General features: G+C 51.0%; 21 protein-coding genes. 16 read left to right on the top strand and 5 right to left on the bottom strand.

The genetic code is table 11. From position 1 onward, the window contains the following. Positions 1–4: 4 nt before the first annotated feature. On the top strand, positions 5–1,408 hold the full coding sequence (gene mgtE, locus V7723_RS15595) for a magnesium transporter (protein WP_335685416.1): 1,404 nt from the start codon (positions 5–7) through the stop codon (positions 1,406–1,408). On the opposite strand, the gene V7723_RS15590 is transcribed toward mgtE, so the two are convergent. Beyond that, positions 1,405–2,304, bottom strand: a complete 900-nt coding sequence (locus V7723_RS15590) for a LysR family transcriptional regulator (RefSeq protein WP_335685415.1) — start codon at positions 2,302–2,304, stop codon at positions 1,405–1,407. The two genes, mgtE and V7723_RS15590, sit on opposite strands and share 4 nt — an antisense overlap. A gap of 93 nt (positions 2,305–2,397) precedes the next feature. Between V7723_RS15590 and V7723_RS15585 the strand changes: the two genes are divergently transcribed. The 6 genes from V7723_RS15585 to V7723_RS15560 all read left to right on the top strand — a co-directional run bounded on the left by V7723_RS15585 (position 2,398) and on the right by V7723_RS15560 (position 7,937). Further along, positions 2,398–3,186, top strand: a complete 789-nt coding sequence (locus V7723_RS15585; protein WP_335685414.1) for an enoyl-CoA hydratase/isomerase family protein — start codon at positions 2,398–2,400, stop codon at positions 3,184–3,186. Between the two features lie 4 nt (positions 3,187–3,190). Further along, complete coding sequence (locus V7723_RS15580; protein WP_335685413.1) at positions 3,191–3,685, top strand: PaaI family thioesterase; 495 nt, start codon at positions 3,191–3,193, stop codon at positions 3,683–3,685. 63 nt (positions 3,686–3,748) lie between these two features. Then, positions 3,749–4,921 (top strand): isovaleryl-CoA dehydrogenase, encoded by a 1,173-nt coding sequence (locus tag V7723_RS15575; RefSeq protein ID WP_335685412.1) that lies wholly within the window; start codon positions 3,749–3,751, stop codon positions 4,919–4,921. A 37-nt stretch (positions 4,922–4,958) separates the two neighbouring features. Beyond that, the gene (locus V7723_RS15570) at positions 4,959–6,146 is read left to right on the top strand and encodes an acetyl-CoA C-acyltransferase (RefSeq protein WP_335685411.1); all 1,188 of its coding nucleotides are present in this window, start codon (positions 4,959–4,961) and stop codon (positions 6,144–6,146) included. A 37-nt stretch (positions 6,147–6,183) separates the two neighbouring features. Continuing rightward, entirely contained in the window at positions 6,184–7,320 is a 1,137-nt protein-coding gene (locus V7723_RS15565; protein WP_335685410.1) for an acyl-CoA dehydrogenase family protein, read from the top strand. Positions 7,321–7,325: 5 nt separating this feature from the next. Further along, complete coding sequence (locus tag V7723_RS15560; RefSeq protein WP_335685409.1) at positions 7,326–7,937, top strand: 2-hydroxychromene-2-carboxylate isomerase; 612 nt, start codon at positions 7,326–7,328, stop codon at positions 7,935–7,937. A 65-nt stretch (positions 7,938–8,002) separates the two neighbouring features. On the opposite strand, the gene V7723_RS15555 is transcribed toward V7723_RS15560, so the two are convergent. Continuing rightward, positions 8,003–8,785, bottom strand: a complete 783-nt coding sequence (locus V7723_RS15555) for an SDR family NAD(P)-dependent oxidoreductase (protein WP_335685408.1) — start codon at positions 8,783–8,785, stop codon at positions 8,003–8,005. Positions 8,786–8,930: 145 nt separating this feature from the next. On the opposite strand from V7723_RS15555, the gene V7723_RS15550 reads away from it, so the two are divergent. The 5 genes from V7723_RS15550 to V7723_RS15530 are packed head-to-tail and all read left to right on the top strand — an operon-like array spanning position 8,931 to position 14,769. Continuing rightward, positions 8,931–10,538 (top strand): carboxyl transferase domain-containing protein, encoded by a 1,608-nt coding sequence (locus tag V7723_RS15550; RefSeq protein ID WP_335685407.1) that lies wholly within the window; start codon positions 8,931–8,933, stop codon positions 10,536–10,538. A gap of 9 nt (positions 10,539–10,547) precedes the next feature. Continuing rightward, positions 10,548–11,342, top strand: a complete 795-nt coding sequence (locus V7723_RS15545; protein ID WP_335685406.1) for an enoyl-CoA hydratase-related protein — start codon at positions 10,548–10,550, stop codon at positions 11,340–11,342. 19 nt (positions 11,343–11,361) lie between these two features. After that, positions 11,362–13,383: an acetyl/propionyl/methylcrotonyl-CoA carboxylase subunit alpha gene (locus V7723_RS15540; protein ID WP_335685405.1), complete on the top strand. Its 2,022-nt coding sequence runs from the start codon at positions 11,362–11,364 to the stop codon at positions 13,381–13,383. Continuing rightward, positions 13,380–14,285, top strand: coding sequence for a hydroxymethylglutaryl-CoA lyase (locus V7723_RS15535; protein ID WP_335685404.1), 906 nt, complete (start codon positions 13,380–13,382; stop codon positions 14,283–14,285). Before V7723_RS15540 ends, V7723_RS15535 begins: the two co-directional genes overlap by 4 nt. Before the next feature lie 49 nt (positions 14,286–14,334). Continuing rightward, complete coding sequence (locus V7723_RS15530; protein WP_335685403.1) at positions 14,335–14,769, top strand: DUF1489 family protein; 435 nt, start codon at positions 14,335–14,337, stop codon at positions 14,767–14,769. A gap of 2 nt (positions 14,770–14,771) precedes the next feature. Here V7723_RS15530 and V7723_RS15525 read toward each other — a convergent pair whose 3' ends face one another. Beyond that, the gene (locus tag V7723_RS15525) at positions 14,772–16,844 is read right to left on the bottom strand and encodes a molybdopterin-dependent oxidoreductase (protein ID WP_335685402.1); all 2,073 of its coding nucleotides are present in this window, start codon (positions 16,842–16,844) and stop codon (positions 14,772–14,774) included. Positions 16,845–17,044: 200 nt separating this feature from the next. Between V7723_RS15525 and V7723_RS15520 the strand changes: the two genes are divergently transcribed. From V7723_RS15520 to V7723_RS15505, 4 genes are read left to right on the top strand one after another with little or no spacing between them, the layout of a single operon-like run. Further along, a complete protein-coding gene (locus V7723_RS15520; protein ID WP_335685401.1) occupies positions 17,045–17,809 on the top strand; it encodes a lysophospholipid acyltransferase family protein in 765 nt (254 codons plus the stop codon). Beyond that, complete coding sequence (locus V7723_RS15515; RefSeq protein ID WP_335685400.1) at positions 17,809–19,080, top strand: 3-deoxy-D-manno-octulosonic acid transferase; 1,272 nt, start codon at positions 17,809–17,811, stop codon at positions 19,078–19,080. The genes V7723_RS15520 and V7723_RS15515 overlap by 1 nt, the downstream gene beginning before the upstream one ends. Then, positions 19,077–20,066 carry a tetraacyldisaccharide 4'-kinase gene (gene lpxK, locus V7723_RS15510; protein ID WP_335685399.1) on the top strand — a complete coding sequence of 330 codons (990 nt, stop codon included), beginning with the start codon at positions 19,077–19,079 and terminating at the stop codon, positions 20,064–20,066. Before V7723_RS15515 ends, lpxK begins: the two co-directional genes overlap by 4 nt. A 3-nt stretch (positions 20,067–20,069) precedes the next feature. After that, on the top strand, positions 20,070–20,939 hold the full coding sequence (locus tag V7723_RS15505) for a lysophospholipid acyltransferase family protein (protein WP_335685398.1): 870 nt from the start codon (positions 20,070–20,072) through the stop codon (positions 20,937–20,939). 23 nt (positions 20,940–20,962) lie between these two features. On the opposite strand, the gene V7723_RS15500 is transcribed toward V7723_RS15505, so the two are convergent. Continuing rightward, the gene (locus V7723_RS15500) at positions 20,963–22,030 is read right to left on the bottom strand and encodes a Leu/Phe/Val dehydrogenase (RefSeq protein WP_335685397.1); all 1,068 of its coding nucleotides are present in this window, start codon (positions 22,028–22,030) and stop codon (positions 20,963–20,965) included. 221 nt (positions 22,031–22,251) lie between these two features. Further along, positions 22,252–22,537: FAD-dependent oxidoreductase (locus V7723_RS15495; RefSeq protein ID WP_335685396.1), on the bottom strand; the 286-nt coding region annotated here is incomplete at its 5' end.

The raw sequence follows: 22,537 nt of genomic DNA, 5'->3' as shown, positions 1-22,537 counted from the left end.
AATCATGAACGACGAGCCAGTAGAAAAACTACAGTCTCCTTCTGAAGACGCAGAGGACGTAGTTGGTCAGTACGGCCTCAATGATGAGCTTGTCGAGGAAATCCAAACTGCCATAGACGAAGATCGTGCGGATCATGTACGGGCGTTGGTTGCGGATTGGCATTCTGCTGATATTGCCGACCTGATCGAACAGCTAAAGGCGAAGGATCGTACAACTTTTCTTTTGATAATGGGCGGCGCGCTTGATCCGGACGTCTATTCGGATCTTGACGAAAATGTCCGCGATGATCTTGTCGACGATATGGAGCCGGCTGAGATTGCGGCTTTCATCACGGAGCTGGAAGTTGACGATGCGGTCGACGTTCTGGAAGATCTGGAGGAAGACGAGCAGCGCGAGGTCCTGAATGAAATCCCGGCAGAGGATCGGACTGCGCTGGAAGAGGGGCTGGGCTACGAAGAGGATAGTGCGGGCCGTCTGATGCAGCGCGATTTGATCGCTGTCCCCGAGTTTTGGACCATTGGTCAGACAATTGACTATTTACGCGATACCGATGACCTGCCTGACGAATTTTATGAAATATTCGTGGTCGATCCAAGGCATTTCCCGATCGGTACCGTCCCGCTGGATCGCGCCATGCGCAGCAAACGCGATGTTAATGTCCGTGACATTATGGATACCGAGCAAAAACTGATTCCGGTCGATATGGATCAGGAAGAAGTGGCCTATCTATTCCAGCAATATCGCCTTACCTCAGCGGCCGTGATCAATCCCAGCGGCATGCTGATCGGGGTGATTACGGTTGACGATATTGTCGATGTTATCAGCGAAGAGGCCGAAGAAGATCTGTTGCTGCTGGCTGGTGTGTCGGAGGATGATCTCTTTGAAAATGTCCTATCGACAGCCCGTACCCGCTTTCCCTGGCTAATGGTCAATCTGGTCACGGCTACGTCTGCTTCGGTCGCCATTAGTATGTTTGATGCCACCATGGAAGCCATCATCGCGCTGGCTGTGCTGATGCCCATCGTCGCCAGCATGGGCGGCAATGCAGGCACGCAGACCCTGACCGTGGCTGTGCGTGCTCTGGCGACTAAGGAACTGACATCTGCCAATATGTGGCGTATCCTCGGCAAAGAGATGTTTGTCGCCGCCTTGAACGGATCTTTTTTCGCCGTCATGATCGGACTAATCACCTGGGGCTGGTTTGGAAACCCCCTTATCGGCATGGTGATCGCCATCGCCATGGTCACAAACATCCTTGTGGCTGGGACGGCCGGAATGCTGGTCCCCGTTACTTTGGACAAGCTCAATATCGATCCAGCGGTTGCCTCCAGTGTGTTTGTGACAACAACAACGGATATTATCGGGTTTGTTGCCTTCCTGGGCCTGGCGACTTTTGTCCTGCTTTAGCGGGCCCAATCCAGATTTTTTGCGGCTGTCCGGGCAGGACGCCATTCATTGCTCGCGGCGAAAAGCCGGAAAGACTGGATCAATTCATTATCGCGGGTGCCGTACCAGATAAGCCCAATAGTCCGTCCGATGTTTATCCCGTCGACCGGAACCTGAACCACATCCGGCGCCACATGTATATCCGGCATCATGCAAAGACCAAGACCGGCTCCGATCAGGGACAAGGCTTTGTTGTCTTGATCTGTTCGAAAAACGATATGCGGATTGACGCCGGCACTGACAAAGGTCCGGGTTAAATCTGTTCCGCTTTCGCAATGCGTGCGGTGAATAAAATCCAGCCTGTCCAGTCGCTTAAGGGGAACGGAGCTGCGGTTGGCGAAAGTATGGTCTGCTGGTACAGACAACAAAAATTTCCAACTGTAGAGCCGCTCAAACTCGCCCCCGTGCCCTTCATCCGGCGGGGTCGAAAAGGCAATATCGATGCGCTGTTCATCAAGCCATGAGTGCAATTGGGTCAGTGTCCCTTCTTTCAGGGAAGCTTGTACATCCGGATGTGATTGATTGAAATCGCGTAATAGCTTTGCCAGCCTGTTGGTGGGGAGCCCACGTAGAACGCCAATCTGCAATCGAAGAACCGGCGTCTTTCGGTTCACTTCCTGCTTTGCCGCGTTTACCTCATGAATGATGGTTCTCGCCCGTGGCAGAAATCGATGCCCGGCTTCCGTCAGGGTAATGGTGCGGGATTCTCGACTAAAGAGCTTCAGTCCAAGTTCTGTCTCCAGTTTTTTGATACCCGTCGACAACGTAGGCTGGCTGACGAAAGCCCGTTCCGCTGCCCGTGAAAAGTTATTTGTCTCGACCAGAGCGAGAAAATATCGAAGCTGATAAATATCCATACTATTGATACTATCAATACTTGCGATCGAAACAAATCATTTTATCTATCACTATTTTAGCCGTATATTTTATAAAACTAAAAGGAGAAGCTGATGTCTTATGAAGCCGTAGATTTTGACCTTAAAGGGAATGTTGCCGTTATCACCATGAACAGACCGCAAAGCGCCAACGCTTTGGATATGACCATGGGGAAAGAATTGATGGAATTGTCGATTGAATGCGATGAAAACCCAGAAATTCGCGCGGTTATTCTGACGGGGGCGGGTCGGTTTTTCTCCGCAGGGGGCGATTTATCAGGCTTTTCAGATGCCGGTGACAATATGTCCAAGATATTGAAAGAGCTGACCGTTTATTTGCATGCGGCCCTGTCGCGGTTCGCAAGAATGGATGCTCCGTTGATCACGGCGATCAATGGCATGGCGGCAGGCGCTGGTTTCAGTATGTCTGCCTGCGGTGATCTGGGGATCGCTTCGGAGGACGCGAAATTCACCATGGCCTACACGAAAGGCGGATTGGTACCGGACGGAAGCTCAACCTATTATGTGGCGCGCCATATCGGTTTGCGCCGGACGCAGGAATTGATGTTCACAAATCGTGTGCTTACCGCGCAAGAAGCTCTCGACTGGGGGTTAATCAACCGGGTCGTTCCGGCTGACAAGGTAATGGACGAAGCCATGAGCCTGGCGACTGATCTTGCGAACGGGCCGACAAAAACATACGGCCTTGTTAAGGATCTGCTTTTGAATACTTTCAGTGACAGCCTTGAAACGCAGATGGAAAAAGAAGCCAGAGGTATCGGCGCTGCGAGCCTGACAGAAGATGGCCGGGAAGGGATTACAGCCTTCCTTGAAAAACGCGCCCCGGTGTTCAAGGGAAAGTAGACGGATGACGATCGTGCAGGCCCAGAATCCAGAGTTTGATAAGGTGGTTGCCGACAGCTTTGCACGGCAACCTTTTATGCAAACCATCGGCGCGAAGATAAGCGCATTGGAGCCGGGAATTTGCGAAGTTAGCATGGATAAGAAGGACAACCTGACACAGCAACATGGTTTCATCCATGGTGGGCTTGTGGCGGCCGTTGCAGATTCTGCCGCCGGGTATGCGGCTTATTCACTCTTTCCCGCCGACAGCACCGTGCTGACCGTGGATTATAACGTAAAGTTTTTACGTCCGGCAAATGGCGCTAAGTTACGGGCACGGGCAGAAGTGGTGAAACCTGGAAGTTCTTTATATGTCGTCAAAGCCGATGTTTATGTGGGCGATGGCGCCAACGCGAGTCACTGCCTGACAGGACTTTTTACCATGATGTGCCTGATGGGTAAGCCGGACGCACAAAATCTCGGGCGGGAGCCCCATAAGATGTCGACGGATGCGAGATGAAGTACCATATAAATACCATACCACTCAATTGGCGAGCGCAAGCCAGATTACGAAGGACCTAGTATGTCAGCAATTCATTTTCCCAATTTGAACTTCGGTCTCGGGGAGACCGCCGATATGATCCGTGACACAGTCGCCAGTTTTGCTGAAGCTGAGCTCGCACCGCGCGCGGCGGAAATTGATGAGACCAATGAATTCCCGATGGATATGTGGGAAAAAATGGGATCGCTGGGCTTGCTTGGAATTACGGTAAATGAAGAATATGGCGGGGCCGGGCTCGGTTATCTGGAGCATGCCGTTGCCGTCGAGGAATTGAGCCGTGCTTCCGCGTCCGTCGGTCTGTCCTATGGCGCGCATTCAAACCTTTGTGTCAATCAGATACACCGCAATGGCACCGAGGCGCAGAAAACTAAATATCTCCCTAAGCTGATTTCCGGGGAGCATATCGGCGCGCTCGCCATGAGCGAACCGGCGGCTGGATCTGACGTCGTTTCCATGCGGCTTCGGGCGGACAAAAAAGGTGACCATTATATCCTCAACGGAAATAAATTCTGGATCACCAATGGGCCGGATGCGGATGTTCTGGTGGTCTATGCCAAAACAGTGCCGGACGCCGGCCCCCGCGGGATAACGGCCTTTATTATCGAGAAGGGGTTTAAAGGATTTTCGACGGCTCAAAAACTCGATAAGCTAGGTATGCGGGGGTCCAATACCTGCGAGCTGGTGTTTGAAGATTGTGAAGTGCCAGTCGAAAATGTAATGGGTCCGCTGAATGAGGGCGTTCGCGTCTTGATGAGTGGATTGGATTATGAGCGCGTTGTTCTGTCAGGTGGTCCGCTCGGGATTATGCAGGCCTGTCTGGACAATGTGATACCATATATTCATGACCGGGAACAATTTGGCCAGCCGATTGGAACTTTTCAGTTAATGCAGGGTAAAGTCGCGGATATGTATTCGACCATGAACGCTTGCCGTGCTTATGTTTATACTGTTGCGAAAGCCTGTGACCGCGGTGAGACCACGCGCAAAGATGCCGCGGGGGTTATCCTCTATGCCTCCGAGAAGGCGACCTTGATGGCGCTGGAAGCAATTCAAGCTCTGGGGGGCAATGGATATATCAATGATTACCCTACCGGGCGTTTGTTGCGAGATGCGAAGCTATATGAAATCGGAGCCGGAACCAGTGAAGTTCGTCGGATGTTAATTGGCCGAGAGCTTTTTAATGAAACATCTTAATAATAATAAATAACCTATTGAAAAATGGAGAATAATAATGAGTGATGATCCTATTGTAATTGTCGGTATGGCCAGAACACCGATGGGTGGTTTCCAAGGCGACTTGTCAGATGTTAAGGCAACGGAACTTGGCTCCATAGCCATTAAGGCGGCCCTGGATCGCGCGGGTGTGGCGGGCAGCGATATTGACGAAGTTATCATGGGCTGCGTGTTACCAGCTGGCTTGGGCCAGGCGCCGGCCCGACAGGCCTCTTTCGGTGCGGACATTCCAGACAGCGTTGGCTGTACAACGGTCAATAAAATGTGTGGCTCCGGCATGCGCGCCGCCATGTATGCATTTGACGCCATCAAAGCGGAAAGCAGTGACGTGATGGTTGCCGGCGGTTTTGAGAGCATGACCAATGCGCCGTATATTTTGCCGAAAGTTCGGGATGGATTGCGCTTAGGGCACGGGACTGTAAAGGATCATATGTTTCTGGATGGGCTGGAAGATGCCTATGAAGAAGGCCGTTTGATGGGCAGCTTTGCCGAAGAAACGGCGGGCCTGTACCAATTTACCCGCGAAGCGCAAGATGCTTACGCCATTGAATCTCTCGCGCGCTCCAAGAAAGCAACGGAAGACGGTAGTTTTGAAGCAGAAATTACACCGGTTACTTTTAAAACCCGCAAAGGCGATGTGACGATCGACAAGGATGAGCAACCCTTAAAAGGTAATCCGGAAAAAATCCCGACATTGCGCCCGGCGTTCGCCAAAGACGGCACTGTAACGGCGGCTAATTCTTCTTCCATTTCCGATGGAGGCGCCGCGCTGGTTATGATGAAACAAAGCGAAGCAGAGAAGCGCGGATTGAAGCCAATTGCCAAATTCCTGGCCCATTCAACCCACGCCCGCAAGCCGTCTGAATTCACCATGGCGCCTATCGACGCGATCCAGAAGGTGATGGATAAGGTCAACTGGACCAAAGACGATGTTGATCTGTTTGAAATCAATGAGGCGTTCGCCGTAGTTACCATGGCCGCAATGAAAGATCTTGGCCTGGATCACGACAAGGTCAACGTTCATGGCGGCGCCTGTGCATTGGGTCACCCTGTTGGCGCGTCCGGTGCCCGGATCGTTGTCACTTTGCTGTCGGCACTACAAAAATATGGCAAGAAGCGCGGTGTCGCAGCCCTTTGTATTGGCGGTGGTGAAGCAACGGCTATGGCGCTGGAACTATCTAGCTAAGGAAATCGGCAGGGATGCCAGACGAGGAGGGTGTGATATGATTTTATCGGAAGAACAGGCAATGATCCGCGATATGGCTCGGGATTTTGCTGCCAATCGTCTGGCCCCTAATTCTCTTGATTGGGAGGATTCACAGTCTGTTCCAGCTGAGGTATTTCAGGAAATGGGCAGTCTTGGCCTGATGGGCATGACGGTACCGGAAACTTATGGGGGGGCGGAAACCGACTTTATTTCCTACGCCCTGGCCCTGATGGAAATTGCCGGCGGAGATGGGGCCATCTCAACCGTCATGAGCGTCAATAACTCCCCCTGTTGTGCGGCCATCCTGAAAGATGGGACAGAAGCACAGAAGCAGGAATTTCTTGTTCCTCTTGCAAAAGGGGAAATGATTGGCGCTTTCTGTCTGACAGAACCGCAAGCGGGGTCGGATGCCTCCGCGTTGAAAACCAAAGCCCGTCGGGACGGTGATCATTTTGTAATCAGCGGAACCAAGCAGTTTATAACGTCCGGCAAAATTGGCGGCTTGGCGCTGGTCTTTGCGGTAACGGATCCGGCTGCGGGTAAGAAAGGCATCAGCTGTTTTATTGTCCCCACATCAACCGAAGGATATCGCGTTGTGTCGGTTGAAAAGAAACTGGGTCAGAAAGCCTCCGACACATGCCAAATCGCCTTTGATGACATGCGGATACCCGCCGCGAACATGCTGGGAGCAGAAGGTGCTGGTTACCGGATTGCGCTGGCCAATTTAGAGACAGGGCGTATCGGCATTGGCGCACAGAGTGTTGGTATGGCGGGGGCAGCGCTTGCCGCCGCTCTGGAGTATTCGAAAGAACGCAAGACCTTTGATCAACCGATAATCAATCATCAAGCCGTGGGCTTTCGATTGGCGGATATGGCCACAAAACTGGAGGCTGGCCGGCAAATGGTTCTGCATGCGGCCAGTTTGAAAGATGCGGGTTTGCCGTGTTTGACAGAAGCCAGCATGGCCAAACTGTTTGCCTCCGAAATGGCAGAGGAAGTTTGTTCTGGTGCAATCCAGACACTGGGCGGCAACGGCTATATCGCAGAGTATCTTGTGGAAAAGATTTATCGGGATGTGCGCGTCTGTCAAATATATGAAGGCACCTCGGATATCCAAAAACTGGTAATCGTCCGCAATCTGGCCGCGGCTTAAGGTAGATGGACTTGCCCACGCCCATCGACTTCTATTTCGATTTTTCGTCGCCTTATGCGTATCTTGGCAGCCATTTGATTGGCCCGGTTGCAAAGAAACATGGCCGTGATGTGCAGTGGCATCCGTTTATGCTGGGCGTGGCTATGAAGGGCGAGAAGACCTTTCCGCTGACACAGTATCCCAAGAAGGGTGAGTATTCGCGCATAGATTTTGACCGGACTGCCCGGCGCCACAATATTCCGTTCAATATGCCGACAGATTTCCCCAAGGCTACATTAGCGGCCTCCCGTGGATACCTGTGGATTGCGCAGGACGACGAGGCGGTTGCGGTAGCGTTTGCACAGAAGGTCTTTGCGGCCTATTTCGCGGAAAACCACGACATTTCTGATCCAGAGATCGTCGCGGATATCGCCAGCGATTGTGGTGTCGACAGATCGGCATTTCTAGAGGCTATTCAAAGCCCTGCCATCAAAGACGCGTTCAAGAATTCAGTCGAAGAGATTGTGTCCGGCAAGAAGGTTTTCGGAGCGCCATATTTCGTCGTTGATGGCGAAGCTTTTTGGGGAGCGGACCGGGTTGGCCAACTGGATGACTGGTTGGCGGAGGGGGGATGGTGATGCGCTCTGTTAATCTCAAGAAGATTTCCAGCTCCGGTTTCCCGAAGCTGGAAGCAGGTTGCGCACTAGAACAGGAAATAACCGCCGTCGATCAGGAAGCTGTCACCCGTGTGATAGGAACTGGCGTTGGACATGATATAAACCGCAATGGCGCCGAAATCTTCGGGCTGTCCCCAACGTTTTGCTGGAATGCGGGGTTTGACCGCATCCGAAAACTTTTGCCAGCCGATGGCATTTTCGGTCATCGCCGTTTCGATCCAGCCGGGCAGAATGGCATTTGCTGTAATACCTTTTCCGGCGAATTCAACGGACAGGGCACGGATCATGGATATGACGCCACCTTTGGTCGCCGCGTAATGTTCGTTCCGCGCGGCACCCGAAATCGCCGCCAGACTGGCCGTTGCAACAAGGCGCCCACCAGCATCGCCATTTTCGGCGCGCTCGACCATATGGCGCGTCGCTGCCTGAAGTGTGTAGTAGACACCATCAAGATTGACACCCAACATGCGATGCCATTCTTCGTCATCAATATCCAGAAAGGATTTTTTGCTGGAACTGATACCAGCATTGGCGAAACATCCGTCGACCCGTCCATACTGGGACAGGGTTTCGGCGAAGCAATCCTTGACTTCTTTTTCATTGGCGACGTTGCACGTCAAGGACGACACCTTCGTGCCATGTGCTTTCAGCTGTTCAACCGCCGCGGCATTTTTGGTCTCGTTAGTACCCCAAATGCAGACGTCGCCGCCGGCTTGTGCAATGGCGTCCGCCATACCAAGGCCAATGCCGCCATTGCCACCAGTGATGAGAGCGACCTTGCCGGTCAGGTCAAATGCGTTATAGGCCATTCCTGGCTCCTTCTTAATTTTTTGATCGGAACCAGATCCGTAACATACTGCAATTCAATCTCCAAGAGATCGATTGCAAAAATTGGGTTGTGTTCGCAGAACCCATCGACACTGATTTTTACTTGAAAGAGGGAAACACAAGTAGATGCCTGTTTTAAAAAGTAATTTGAATACGCGAAGCGATGACTTCAAGGCCAATGCGGCCCATATGCAATCACTTGTCGATGACTTGACCGACAAAGTGAATGTTATCAAGCAAGGTGGCGGCGAGCGGGCGCGTGACAAGCATTTGTCTCGCGGTAAGCTATTGCCTCGAGAGCGGGTCCGCAAACTTTTAGATCCGGGTTCGCCCTTTATGGAATTCAGTCAGATGGCCGCGTGGGACATGTATGGCGGTGATATCCACTCTGCTGGTCTGATTACTGGTATTGGTCGCGTTTCGGGCCGTGAATGCGTCGTTATCTGTAATGATGCAACGGTGAAAGGCGGAACGTATTACCCGCTTACTGTCAAGAAGCAGCTTCGAGCGCAGGAAATTGCCCAACAAAATCATCTTCCCTGTATTTATCTGGTGGATTCTGGCGGCGCAAATCTTCCCAATCAGCAGGATGTCTTTCCAGATCGGGAGCATTTCGGACGGAGCTTCTATAATCAGGCAAATATGTCGGCAATGGGCATTCCGCAAATTGCCGTCGTGATGGGGTCCTGTACAGCGGGTGGCGCCTATGTTCCGGCCATGTGTGATGAGAGTATTATTGTTCGTAATCAGGCGACGATCTTCCTTGCGGGACCGCCCTTGGTGAAAGCGGCAACGGGTGAAATAGTTTCTGCTGAGGACCTGGGCGGCGGCGAAATGCATTCCCGGACTTCTGGGGTGACGGATCATCTGGCTGAAAACGATACTCATGCGTTGGAAATTGCTAGAAATATTGTCGCTAATTTCAATCGTCCGAAACCCATGCCATTAGAAATTCGGACTCCGAAAGAGCCTCTTTATGATCCGAAAGAGATATATGGACTGATACCACCGGATATGCGGACACCCTTTGATGTGCGGGAGATTATTACCCGTTTGGTCGATGGCTCCGAGTTTGATGAGTTCAAGAAGAATTACGGTACGACGCTGGTGACTGGTTTCGCCCATCTGCATGGATATCCCGTTGGCATCATTGCAAATAACGGTATTCTTTTCTCAGAATCTTCGCTGAAGGGAGCTCATTTCATTGAGCTGTGTTGCCAGCGAAATATCCCGCTTCTGTTCTTGCAGAATATTACCGGGTTTATGGTGGGACAAAAATATGAAGCAGGGGGTATTGCCAAAGATGGCGCGAAGCTTGTGACGGCTGTGGCCACGGCTAAGGTCCCGAAATTCACCATGATATTTGGAGGCTCTTTTGGCGCTGGTAACTATGGCATGTGCGGCCGCGCTTATAGCCCGCGACTTTTATGGATGTGGCCCAATGCTCGCATTTCCGTTATGGGCGGCCCGCAGGCGGCCTCCGTTCTGGCGACCGTCAAGCGGGACGGCATGGAAGCACGAGGTGAAACCTGGAGTGCCGAGGAAGAAGCAGCATTTAAAACGCCTGTTGAAGAGCAATATGAGAAAGAGGGTCACCCGTATTTTGCGAGTGCCCGTGTCTGGGACGACGGTATCGTCGATCCCGCCCAAAGCCGGAGAGTATTTGGACTTGGTTTGTCCGCCTCCCTTAACGCCCCAATAGAGCCGACGAAATTCGGCATGTTCCGGATGTAGGAGAAAATTATGAGCGAAGAATCAGCAGTCCTCCATTTTTCAATAGATGGCATTGCCACTATCACCTTAAACCGCCCAGAGGTTCATAACGCCTTTAATGAGGAATTGATCGAACGCCTCGGCGACATGTTTGAAGATGTTGGAAAACAAGATGGAGTTCGGGCCGTGGTGGTTGCGGCCGCCGGGAAAAGTTATTGCGCAGGCGCAGATTTAAACTGGATGAAGCGCGCAGCCGGCTTCACAGAAGAAGATAACCGTGAAGACAGCCTCGCTTTAGGAAGGATGCTGAAAAACCTACATGCCATTCCCAAACCAACTATTGCCCTTATACAAGGACCAGCCTATGGCGGCGGCCTCGGGCTTGTTGCTGCGTGCGATATAGCGATCGGTGTCACGGCCGCGAAGTTTTGTCTCTCGGAAGTGAAGTTGGGCTTATTGCCGGCGGTGATTTCGCCTTATGTGGTTGAAGCCATTGGCATTCGGGCGTGTCGGCGGTATTTCCTGACAGCGGAAGTTTTCGACGCTGAAGAGGCCTATCGATTGGGATTGCTTCATGTCCTCGTAGACGATGTCCATAAACTGGCCGAGGCTCGAGATGTTATTTTGGCCCAGATTGGTGGTAATGCTCCTGGAGCGATGGCCGATACTAAGGATCTGATTTATACGGTGGCAGGGCGGCCTATTGCCCAAGAGGTCATTAATGAAACGGCTCACCGGATAGCGGCACGCCGAAAAACGGATGAAGCACGGGAAGGCATTGAAGCTTTTCTTGAAAAACGCAAACCCTCCTGGAAACTTTCCTAAAGAAGCGAGTAACTGCATCGTGTTTGAAAAAATTCTTATAGCAAATCGCGGCGAAATAGCCTGTCGGATCATAGATACAGCCCGTGCCCTTGGTGTTAAAACTGTGGCGGTCTATTCCGAAGCAGATGCGATGGCTCGCCATGTTGAAATGGCTGACGAAGCCGTGCTGATTGGCCCGGCAGAAGTTTCACAAAGCTATCTTAAAGCCGAGACCATCTTGGAGGTAGCGCGGAAAACAGGCGCTCAAGCTGTTCATCCGGGATACGGATTCCTATCGGAAAATGCGGATTTCGCAGAAAAATGCGCTGCCGCGGGTATTGCCTTTATCGGACCTCCGGCATCTGCCATTCGCGCGATGGGATTGAAAGATGCCGCAAAGGCCATGATGGTTGAAGCTGGAGTTCCGGTTGTTCCGGGTTATCATGAGGAAAGTCAGGATCCAGATCTGCTCGCCGCGGAAGCGGAGAAAATAGGTTATCCCGTATTGATTAAGGCCGTTGCTGGTGGGGGCGGTAAAGGCATGCGTCAAGTCGATCGGGCGGAAGAGTTCCCCGCAGGTCTGGCGTCAGCTATGCGGGAAGGGCAGTCAGCGTTCGGGGATGCGCGGGTGTTAATTGAAAAATACCTGACCAAACCGCGCCATATTGAAATTCAGGTCTTTGCAGATAGCCATGGTAATGCGGTGCATTTGTTTGAAAGAGATTGCTCGCTGCAACGGCGGCATCAGAAAGTTATCGAGGAGGCGCCTGCGCCAGATATGCCGCTCGCGATGCGAGAAGCGATGGGAGCCGCTGCTGTTGCGGCGACTAAAGCGATTGGATATGTCGGGGCCGGAACCATCGAATTTATCGCTGATGTTTCAGATGGTTTAAAGGAATATGCCTTTTATTTCATGGAGATGAACACGCGCCTACAAGTAGAACATCCAGTTACGGAAATGATCACGGGACAAGATCTTGTGCAATGGCAACTGCTGGTTGCCGCCGGAGAAGAACTCCCCTGTCGTCAGGAAGATCTCGGTATCTCCGGTCATTCCTTTGAAGTCCGGTTGTATGCGGAAGATCCGGCAAATGATTTTCTACCGGCCACCGGTACGTTGGTTCGCTTGCAGGAACCGTCAACAAATAAGACGGTTCGTATTGATACCGGCGTCCGTCAAGGGGATGTGATTAGTCCCTTTTACGATCCGATGATCGCGAAGCTGATTGTTTGGGATGAAAATCGAGATAAAGCCTTGCGCAAGTTGAGGTTGGCTTTGGCTGATTATCAAGTGGCGGGTGTTGCGACCAACCTGGATTTTTTGTCGAAAATATCCGCTCATCCGGCTTTCGCCGCAAAAGAACTCGATACAGGTTTTATCGATCGATTCAAAGAAGACCTGATACCAGGTCAGCCGTTGCCAACCGATGAGGATTTTGCACTGGCTGTCTTGCATATTTTGCTGACCCGGGATGCTGTCTCTTTACGTGAGCTTGCCGAGAGTTCCGATCCATATTCTCCGTGGAACGATCTCCATGGCTGGCGGCTCAATGACACGGGGCATGATGATTTTGTATTTAGTGTCGGAGATGAAGAGATCTCCCTCATTGTTTATTATGAAAAGACCGGGTTTCGACTGGCTTTGCCGTCGGGAGATTTGCAGGTTTCCGGATCCCTCCAACGAGACGGTACTCTTACGGCAATCATTGGTGATCACAAACTCACGGCTGCAGTTGCCGCCGTTGGATCAAAGCTCATTGTTATGCAGGCGGGTCGTCAGGTGGAAATAGTGCAGGTTGTTGATGACTTCGAAAATACTGGTTCTGAAGTCGGGGCTGGCGTTGTGACAGCACCAATGCCCGGAAAAGTCATCCAGCTTTTTACAGAATCTGGCGCCGCCGTCGCGAAAGGGGATCCCTTGATCGTCATGGAGGCCATGAAAATGGAACATACGCTTGTGGCTGCCGCAGACGGTGTAATTACCGACATTTTTCATGAGATCGGCGATCAAGTCGATGAAGGCACTTTATTGATTAGTATTGAAGTCGAGGGCGCGGAATGAGCTATCCAAGTCAAGTGAGGATTTTCGAAGTGGGGGCCCGGGATGGTCTTCAAAATGAAAAACAGATTGTGTCCGCAGATATAAAAGTGGAATTGATTGAGCGCCTTGTTGATGCGGGTGTTTCCGCTATCGAAACTGGCAGCTACGTGTCGCCAAAATGGGTGCCGCAAATGGCCGACACGGCGGAGGTCATGGCAAAACTAACCCGCCGCGTCGGGGTGACCTATGCTGTGCTTACGCCCAACATGAAGGGGTATGAAGGTGCTGTCGCCGCGAATGCCGATGAAATTGAGATTTTTAGTGCGGCCTCTGAAACTTTTAATCAGAAGAACATCAATTGCTCCATTGCAGAAAGCCTGGAGCGATTTGTACCGGTCACGGAGGCGGCACAGGCTCAAAATATTCCATACCGGGCGAGTGTTTCCTGCGCTCTTGGCAGCCCGTTTGGTGAAGAAATTTCGCCGCAAGCTGTCGCGGACGTATCTAAGAAACTCTACGATATGGGGGCGTATGAAATTTCCATTGCTGACACCATTGGCGTCGGCACCCCCGTAAAAACCCGACAAGTTCTGGAAGCTGTTGCACAGGTTATTCCGATAGACGTAATTGGCGTCCATTTCCATGATACATATGGACAAGCACTGGCCAATTACCACGCCGCATTGGAAATGGGCATATCCCGCCTTGACAGCTCCGTCGCCGGCCTTGGAGGATGTCCCTACGCCCCGGGTGCGACTGGGAATGTTGCGACTGAGGATGTCGTCTATATGTTGGACGGGATGGGCATCGAAAGCGGGATCGAATTACCCAAATTGGTCAAAACGGCTTGGTTTATTTCAGATCATTTAGGGCGGCCGCCCGTCTCCAGTGTGGCGCGGGCACTGAAAGACAAGATTCACTAGTTTTCAGCCATTGCTGGACAAATGGGGTCATAACAGGGTATTAGAACCCATGTCTGTAAATTTATTAATTGTAAGCGTCGGTATTACAACCGTCGATCAACTCCGGTCGAACCAATCCCGAAGACTTATCGCCGGGCCGCTTTGCCATGTGACAAAGCAGCGTCCCCAGCGGGAAGCAGAACTTCTGGATGGCGGATCTGTCTATTGGATTATCAAGGGCCATATTGCCGCCCGTCAAAAAGTTGTTGAACTGGAACGGTTGTTTGACCATGAAGGTGAAAAATGCGGCGTTATCCTGGATTCCGAATTAATTGAAACAGAGCTATTCTCCCGCGGTCCGCACCAAGGATGGCGGTATCTCGAAGTGGAAGACTCTCCACGAGATTTACGGGATTTAGTTGAAGAAGCCGAAAATGATGACGACAGCGAAGGTGAACTCTCCGAGGAGATGGCGGCCGAGCTTAAGTCATTGGGACTTCTTTAAATCTAACTACTTTCTGCTTTGATCCAAACCGCCGTGTCATGGAATACGGCGCCGCCAGCTGGTTTTCCAGCTTCGGAACTTACCAGAAGATTTATTCCAACTTTTTCAATAAAGAATTTGTTGGGCCAAATACCTTCAACGATCACTGTCCCCGGCTGTAATCCGTCAAATATCTGCACGTGAATAAGCAACGATCCCAACTGATTGCCCACGCGGACAATGGCACCTTCTTCTGTACCGATTTCTTCCGCCTGATCACTGCGCAGCATAATCGTTGGCCGTTTCTCTTTTTTCAATGATGACGGTGTTGCTGTAAATGAACTGTTGAGAAAATTTCGTGCAGGAGCCGTGACAAGACGGTAGGGATGCTCGGCGTCGGCCGTATCTATGACATCCCAATGATCGGGGAATTTCGGCATTCCGTGATGGTTCTTTCCAGCTTTTGCCCAATTTGGCGAGAAGTGGAATTTACCGTCACTATGACCAAATCCGTTTAGGAAATGAGCTTCTTCAAACGGGATCTGGCAATCATGCCATTTACTTTGTGTCAGGCTTTCCGCGTCCGGCCAGCCAGAATCTTTTAATTCGTGGTCGATCAGTTCCATAGCGGACATCGTAAATGAAGGGTGCTTTGCGCCAAGACGTTCCGCCAATGCCGAAATTACGTCATGGTTGGATCGGCATTCTCCAAGGGGCTCAATTATCTTAGGCCCCATATTAATGTGGTTTTGCCCGCCCGCCTGGTAAAAATCATCGTGCTCGACAAAGGTTGTCGCCGGTAAAACGATGTCTGCCATTTTGGCGGTTTCAGTCATGAATTGTTCATGAACACAGACAAATAGATCCTCGCGAGCAAACCCTTTATGAACCTTTCCCAGGTCTGGCGCGACATCCATTGGATTGGTATTTTGAATAAACAAAGCGGTCACAGGTGGACCATCCCCTAAATCGTCTTTGTCGCCCATCAGAACCGGCCCGATACGCGATTGATCTAGCTGTCGGACAGATCGATCCTTCTCATCCAGTCCTTCAATAAGCGTTTTGTTCCAGTGAAAAATGCCACCGTTCGTATGGAATGCACCGCCACCCTCATATTGCCAGGCACCAGTGACGGCCGCGAGGCAACTGGCGGCATGCATATTTACCGACCCGTTGCGACCTCGGGCGAACCCATATCCCAAACGCAAATAGGATTTCCTGGTTTGGCCATATAATCTGGCGAAAGCGTATATTTCTTCTACGTTTAATCCTGTTATCTCAGACGCCCATTCGGGTGTCCGGATTTGTAAATGTTCTTCAAGCCCTTCGAAATCATTCGTATATTTTGCCATATAGTCACGGTCTGCCATGCCTTCTGCGAACAGGATATGCATGACAGCGCAAGCCAAGGCGCCATCTGTTCCCGGCTTTACAGTCAAATGCATGTCGGCGGACATCGCTGTGGCATTTTTATAAGCGTCAATGACGACAATTTTTGCGCCGCGTTCCTTGCGTGCTTTCGTCGCATGGGTCATGACGTTGACCTGGGTATGAACGGCATTGGTTCCCCAAATGACAACCAGATCAGATTTTGCCATTTCACGTGGATCCGCGCCATGGAGGGCGCCGGCGCCAACCATCCAGCCTGTGCGTGCCAATGTTGTACAGATTGTTGAATGCTGGCCTGAGTATTTTTTTACATGGCGCAGACATTCGATTGAATCCCGTTGCAGCAAACCCATTGTGCCGGCGTAGTAATAGGGCCAGATGGTTTCAGCTCCATATTCCTTCTCTCGCTTCAAAAGCTCCGCAGCGACATGATCGAGTGCTTCATCCCAGGAGATGCGCTTCCATTGACCTGAACCTTTGGCTCCAACGCGCTTTTGTGGATACATCAGGCGGTCGGGATGATGCGTCCGCTCCGCATAACGTGCGACTTTTGCGCAAATAACACCAGCTGTATAGGAATTGCCTTCTGCACCTCGAACGCGACCAATTTGCTGCGGGCCCAATTTTTCGATTTCAAGTGAACAAGTTGATGGACAGTCATGGGGGCAGGCGGAGGCTTTTATTTCGATCACAGGTGCTGAAGACATTGGCTCACTATTTCTTTGCTGGATATAGAAGAGGTGGGTCGCGCCACTTGATTTGCAATGTAAGGTAATAAGTTAATGCATTTATCGCAATTCAAATAATAGGAAAAAACGCAGTTTTAAGCCAATTAGGTGTTTGCGCTATCGGATTTTTGGCAATTACGCTGGAATTGACATCAAGGGCAAGATATATCGGGTGATACATGCGGTTGCGGTTAGGTTTTGATGAATTGTCTGTAGTTAAAAAAATATTGAAAAGTAATGGGGCGAAAGCGTTTATAAGTTTCGTTGCTGCGGGCTATATCTGGCTTGTCTATCTAACCAGCCGATGGCAGGTGATAAACGGGGAGGAGCCACATCGCCTTATGACGGATAACAAGCCGTTTATTGCGGCTTTCTGGCATGGCCGGTTGTTAATGATGCCCTTTTCCGTACAGAAGACGACTAAAGTACATACCATGATTTCACATCACGGCGACGGAGAAATTATTTCCCGAACCATTAAACATTGGGGGCAGGATAGTATTCGTGGATCAGCGTCAAAGGGTGGAAGTTCAGCTATTAAACAAATGCTGAAAGCCCTCAAATCCGGTGAGGCTGTTGTGATTACGCCGGATGGGCCGCGCGGCCCGAGAATGCGAGCCCATGAAGGAGTTGTCAGATTGGCGGCAATGTCGGGTGTGCCCGTCTTTCCCATTAGTTTTTCTGCGACACGAGGAAAGATATTGAACAGCTGGGACCGGTTTTTTGTTGCGGCACCGTTTAGTCGCGGTGTCGTGGTATGGGGGGATGCCATTCACGTACCGCGGCGGGACGAGAACGGGGCGTATGAAAAGAGCTTGTCGGAAATTGAAAATGGAGTAACAGCTGTTACTCATAGAGCAGATGAGCTTTGTGGCCGAGAAACCGTGCAGGCTGAAAGTCGGGACAAGCCCGTGAAACCTCATAAAAAGCAGACAGAAATCTGATGTATATGTCGCTTTACAATGGCGTGCTTTGTCTCGCCAGTCCGGTAATCTCGCGGCACATGAATAAGCGCCTGCAATCTGGCAAGGAAGACATAGCGCGCTATGGTGAACGCCTTGGAACGCCGTCTATCGCGCGGCCGGAAGGCGAGCTGCTCTGGATACATGCCGCGTCAGTGGGAGAAGCGATTTCTGCTCTTTCGTTGGTTGCCGGCTTACTGGAATCGGCGCCCGATCGGTATATTTTGGTGACAACGGGAACGCGCACCTCCGCCGAGATTATGCGCGAGCGGTTACCGGCACGCGCATTTCATCAGTATGTGCCGATCGACAAAAAGGATTATGTGAGCCGTTTCCTCGACTATTGGCGACCGGATATCGGGTTGTGGATGGAATCGGAAATCTGGCCCAATCTAATTCGAGAAACGGCGGCGCGCCAGATACCCAGCATGCTTGTGAATGCGCGGATAACCGAAAAATCCTTTAAGAACTGGCGACGGTTTAGCGGTCTCTCCAGGTTGCTGTTTGGCAGCTTTGATAGTTGTACAGCGCAATCGGAAGCTTCTGCGACGCGGCTGCGCTCTTTGGGTGCGCGCGAAGTGGACTATTTGGGAAACTTGAAATTTGCAGCCGATCCTCTGCCTGTCGATGTAAAGGCGTTGTCTGCTTTGACTGAAGCTACCCAGGATCGCCAGATCTGGCTCGCGGCGAGTACCCATCCAGGCGAAGATGAAAAAATTGTCGAAGTTCATAAAATACTGTCTCAGGTCATGTCGGATCTATTGACTATAATTGTCCCGCGCCATCCTGAACGCGGGGATGACATTAAGAAGATGGCAGTCCGGGAAAACTTCAATGTTTCGGTGCGATCTAAAGACGAGAAGCTGACCGTTGCCACGGATATCTATGTTGCAGATACCTTATCGGAGCTCGGGCTTTTCTATCGGCTTGTAGATGTTGTCTTTATTGGCGGGTCGTTTGTGGAAAAGGGCGGGCAAAACCCGATGGAAGCCGCGCGGTTGGATTGCGCCATTTTCTTTGGCCCGCATATGGAGAATTTTTTAGAAGTTGCGGAAGAATTTAAATCGGAAGCTGGCGCCATTGATGTGAAGAATGCTGCGGAACTAGCTCAAGCCGTAGCGAAATATCTTTCCAATAAGGCAAAGCGCGAGAAAATTGCCGGGAACGCCAAGAATGTTGTTTTCAAAGGGAACGAGATTTGTGCCGCTATAATTACCAGGGTCAATGAGCTCCTGAAAGCGAGGGCCTCTTGAAAGCTCCGGATTTTTGGCGTGACGATGCGAAGGCCAGCTTGATGCCGGCGTTATTAACACCTGTTAGTTGGCTGTATCGCGTTATCGATCAGATGAACCGCGGTTTTCAGACCACAAAACAAGTGAGCATCCCGGTTATCTGCGTGGGGAATGTTGTCGCAGGCGGAGCGGGGAAAACGCCGGTTGCCATCGCCATTGCAAAATTCTTTCTGAGTAGGGGGCTGAAGCCGCATTTTCTCTCCAGAGGGTATGGCGGACGATTGCGCGGTCCGATACGGGTTGTTCTGGATGTCCATACATACGCAAATGTCGGCGATGAGCCGCTTCTTCTCGCAGAGACGGCACCGGTCTGGGTTTCGCGCGATCGGGGAAAAGGCGCTGAAGCCGCTGAAGCCGCTGGCGCCGATCTTCTTATCATGGATGACGGGTTTCAAAATCCCGGCCTTCAAAAAGATTTGTCCTTGCTTGTGATTGATGGTGACTATGGGATCGGGAACGGAAGGTTATTGCCAGCCGGTCCTTTGAGAGAGCCGATCGATAATGCGCTGGCGCGGGCGCAGGCAGTCGTTCAAGTCGGCGGGGCCGCAGACTCTCTTGCGGCCCTTGGTATAAAGCAAGATCTGCCGTTGTTCAAAACCCATCTCGTGCCGGATCCAAAGGCAAAGGTCATAACTGCCGACCGCGTTGTCGCTTTCGCCGGCATTGGACGGCCAGAAAAGTTCTACGATAGTTTGCGACGTTCCGGCTGTGAGTTGATAGAAAGCTTCAGCTTTGCCGATCATCATGTTTATACTGCCGACGAATTGATGAAAATGGTAGAGGCGGCGACATCCCAGGATGCCGCCCTTGTCACAACCCGAAAAGATTATGTCCGGCTGTCCAGCGAGGCGAAAATGATGGTCGCTGTATTTGACATTGAACTCAATGTTGAAGCGCCAGATGCGTTTCAGCAATTTTTATTGTCAATTATTCCGAAGGCGCCTTAATACATGGAAAATATTTCCCTGCGGTATCGGGTTGAATATGCGGCGCTGCGGTCCGTGTTTTGGATCTTTGAACGATTGGGGCAGAAAAAAGCCTCGACTTTCGGTGGGTGGCTTGCCCGCAAAATCGGAACGCGCCTTTCTGTACATCAGCTTGCCTATGATAACATGAAACAGGCATTGCCAAATCTCAGTGAAACCGAACGGCAAGTTGCCTTGGTGAAAATGTGGGATAACCTGGGGCGCAATATTGCGGAAATACCCTATTTGCAATCCCTTCTGGATAATCCGGAAGCAGTTGAGATTGTCGGGGCTGAATTTATGGATGCGCAAGTGGCCAGCGGAAAATCAGCATTTTTTGTGACGGCACATTATGGACCTTGGGAATTGGTTCAAGTCGTCGGAAAACACATCAAGAACCATTCGGTTGTTTTGTATAGGGCGGCAAACAACCCGTTGGTGGAAGCGTATTTCCAGGCTATGCGCCTGGATCCAGACAATCAGTTTTACTCAAAAGGGCGGGAAGGGGCCAAGGCAATGTTGCGGGCCGTCCGAGATGGCCGCGCCATTGGGTTGCTCAATGACCAGAAGCTCAATGGGGGTATTGCCGTTCCTTTTTTCGGGCGGGACGCCATGACGGCGCCGGCGATTGCTGAAATTGCCCGTAAAATGGAAATCCCAATTTATCCGATGAAGGTTGAACGGTTGGAAAATGGTCACTTCAGGGCGACCGTTTCGCCGGCTCTGGAATTGTCAAAAACCGATGATCGGGATGCCGATATCTATGAGATCTTGAAGCAAATAAATGAAGTCTACGAAGACTGGATAACGGAACGCCCTGATCACTGGTTCTGGGTTCATAATCGCTGGCCATAAGACCGGGACTAGCGGCAGGCGTGTTAGCCTGCCATCGCCAGTTGACTATTCTCGATTTTCACTTTTTCGATGCGCTCAATGGCAATACGATCGGCAACATCTGCCGTCGAAATATTTTGCTGCTCCGCCCGTTTGAAGATCTTGATCGACGTATCATAGATGCCGGCGATGTCCTTCATCGCCTTCTTCTTATTGTAATCCGGCCCTTCGTGACTGATGACGATAATCCCGCCGGCGTTGATCGCGTAATCCGGGGCGTAAAGAATGCCTCTGTTCATCAAGTCCGATGCATGGCGGGCTTCGGCAAGCTGGTTGTTGGCGGCGCCCGCAACAACCTTTGCCTTCAGTTTGGGGATCGTTTGATCATTGAGAACAGCCCCAAGTGCACATGGCGCAAAAATATCGACGTCTTGATGAAAGATATCATCACTATAAACCGCTTTGGCGCCGAGTTTCTGGACGGCCTTCTCAACAGATGGTCCATGGATATCCGTAACAATGAGCTCTGCACCGGCCTTGGCAAGATGCTCGCATAATCCGTAACCAACATTTCCCAAGCCTTGTACGGCTACCTTCAGGCCATGTAGCGTATCTTTTTTGTATCTGTAATGAGCCGCTGCTTTTAGTCCGTTAAAGACACCCCACGCCGTCGCTGGGGAGGGGTTGCCAACGTTTCCTTCGCTGATACCGGCAATATGGGGCGTTTCCCGCCGAGCGATTTCAAGATCTTCGACCGTTGTTCCCACATCTTCGGCGGCAATGTAACTGCCGTTGAGTTGGTGAACAGCACGACCGAAAGCCACAAATAAATCTTCAGACTTATGCTCTCGGGCGTTGCCAATGATGACAGATTTTCCGCCGCCGAGATTAAGGCCAGCCAACGAGGATTTGTACGTCATGCCGCGTGAGAGACGTAAAACGTCATCAATGGCGTCTTCTTCGCTGGCATATTCCCACATCCGGGTGCCACCAAGAGCAGGACCTAAAGTAGTATCGTGAACGGCAATGATGGCTTTTAAATTTGATTTTTTGTCATGGAAAAACAGGACGCTTTCATGATCGTCAAATTCTCGAGGAGTAAAAATTGCCATATCAATTCCTATTTCTTTCAATTGCATAATAGACCGTTAATAATGAATTTTTCCTAAATACGAGAAAAAGCAATTCAAATTTGACGTGATTTTGAAATTCGCAGGATACTTGCGTGGAACCCTGGTTGCGTGGAAAAAACACGTCAAATAATGGCTTGCTCACGCAATAAAAATTCCAGGATAATTTAGGACCGGAGCGGAATTATTCGCATTTCGGCGATTCAGAGGCGGTTCGACTTAACCAATAGATCCGTTACGACGTCGCCAATTTTCAAACTGGAAGTAAGACCTGGGCTTTCCATTCCGAACAGATTAACAAGGCCCGCCAAGCCGTGAATATGCTCATCCTCAATTTGAAAATCTTTCATTCCATCTGTTGGAGATTGGGTTTTCGGCCGGATGCCAGCATAGGCGGGAATGAGACTATTAACAGGAAGTGCTGGCCAGTATCGCCGGATCGCATCATAGAAACCGTCGGCCCGAGCGGGATCAACTTCGTAGTCAATA

Origin of the sequence: Sneathiella sp., assembly GCF_036960985.1 — a bacterium.
In the GTDB taxonomy this organism is placed as follows: Bacteria; Pseudomonadota; Alphaproteobacteria; order Sneathiellales; family Sneathiellaceae; genus Sneathiella.
This window is presented reverse-complemented; position numbering and strand designations above follow the sequence as displayed.

Coding starts and splice junctions, on each gene's coding strand:
- mgtE (WP_335685416.1), top strand. CDS start 5: ATGAACGACGAGCCAGTAGAAAAACTACAGTCTCCTTCTGAAGACGCA.
- V7723_RS15590 (WP_335685415.1), bottom strand. CDS start 2,304: ATGGATATTTATCAGCTTCGATATTTTCTCGCTCTGGTCGAGACAAAT.
- V7723_RS15585 (WP_335685414.1), top strand. CDS start 2,398: ATGTCTTATGAAGCCGTAGATTTTGACCTTAAAGGGAATGTTGCCGTT.
- V7723_RS15580 (WP_335685413.1), top strand. CDS start 3,191: ATGACGATCGTGCAGGCCCAGAATCCAGAGTTTGATAAGGTGGTTGCC.
- V7723_RS15575 (WP_335685412.1), top strand. CDS start 3,749: ATGTCAGCAATTCATTTTCCCAATTTGAACTTCGGTCTCGGGGAGACC.
- V7723_RS15570 (WP_335685411.1), top strand. CDS start 4,959: ATGAGTGATGATCCTATTGTAATTGTCGGTATGGCCAGAACACCGATG.
- V7723_RS15565 (WP_335685410.1), top strand. CDS start 6,184: ATGATTTTATCGGAAGAACAGGCAATGATCCGCGATATGGCTCGGGAT.
- V7723_RS15560 (WP_335685409.1), top strand. CDS start 7,326: ATGGACTTGCCCACGCCCATCGACTTCTATTTCGATTTTTCGTCGCCT.
- V7723_RS15555 (WP_335685408.1), bottom strand. CDS start 8,785: ATGGCCTATAACGCATTTGACCTGACCGGCAAGGTCGCTCTCATCACT.
- V7723_RS15550 (WP_335685407.1), top strand. CDS start 8,931: ATGCCTGTTTTAAAAAGTAATTTGAATACGCGAAGCGATGACTTCAAG.
- V7723_RS15545 (WP_335685406.1), top strand. CDS start 10,548: ATGAGCGAAGAATCAGCAGTCCTCCATTTTTCAATAGATGGCATTGCC.
- V7723_RS15535 (WP_335685404.1), top strand. CDS start 13,380: ATGAGCTATCCAAGTCAAGTGAGGATTTTCGAAGTGGGGGCCCGGGAT.
- V7723_RS15530 (WP_335685403.1), top strand. CDS start 14,335: ATGTCTGTAAATTTATTAATTGTAAGCGTCGGTATTACAACCGTCGAT.
- V7723_RS15525 (WP_335685402.1), bottom strand. CDS start 16,844: ATGTCTTCAGCACCTGTGATCGAAATAAAAGCCTCCGCCTGCCCCCAT.
- V7723_RS15520 (WP_335685401.1), top strand. CDS start 17,045: ATGCGGTTGCGGTTAGGTTTTGATGAATTGTCTGTAGTTAAAAAAATA.
- V7723_RS15515 (WP_335685400.1), top strand. CDS start 17,809: ATGTATATGTCGCTTTACAATGGCGTGCTTTGTCTCGCCAGTCCGGTA.
- V7723_RS15505 (WP_335685398.1), top strand. CDS start 20,070: ATGGAAAATATTTCCCTGCGGTATCGGGTTGAATATGCGGCGCTGCGG.
- V7723_RS15500 (WP_335685397.1), bottom strand. CDS start 22,030: ATGGCAATTTTTACTCCTCGAGAATTTGACGATCATGAAAGCGTCCTG.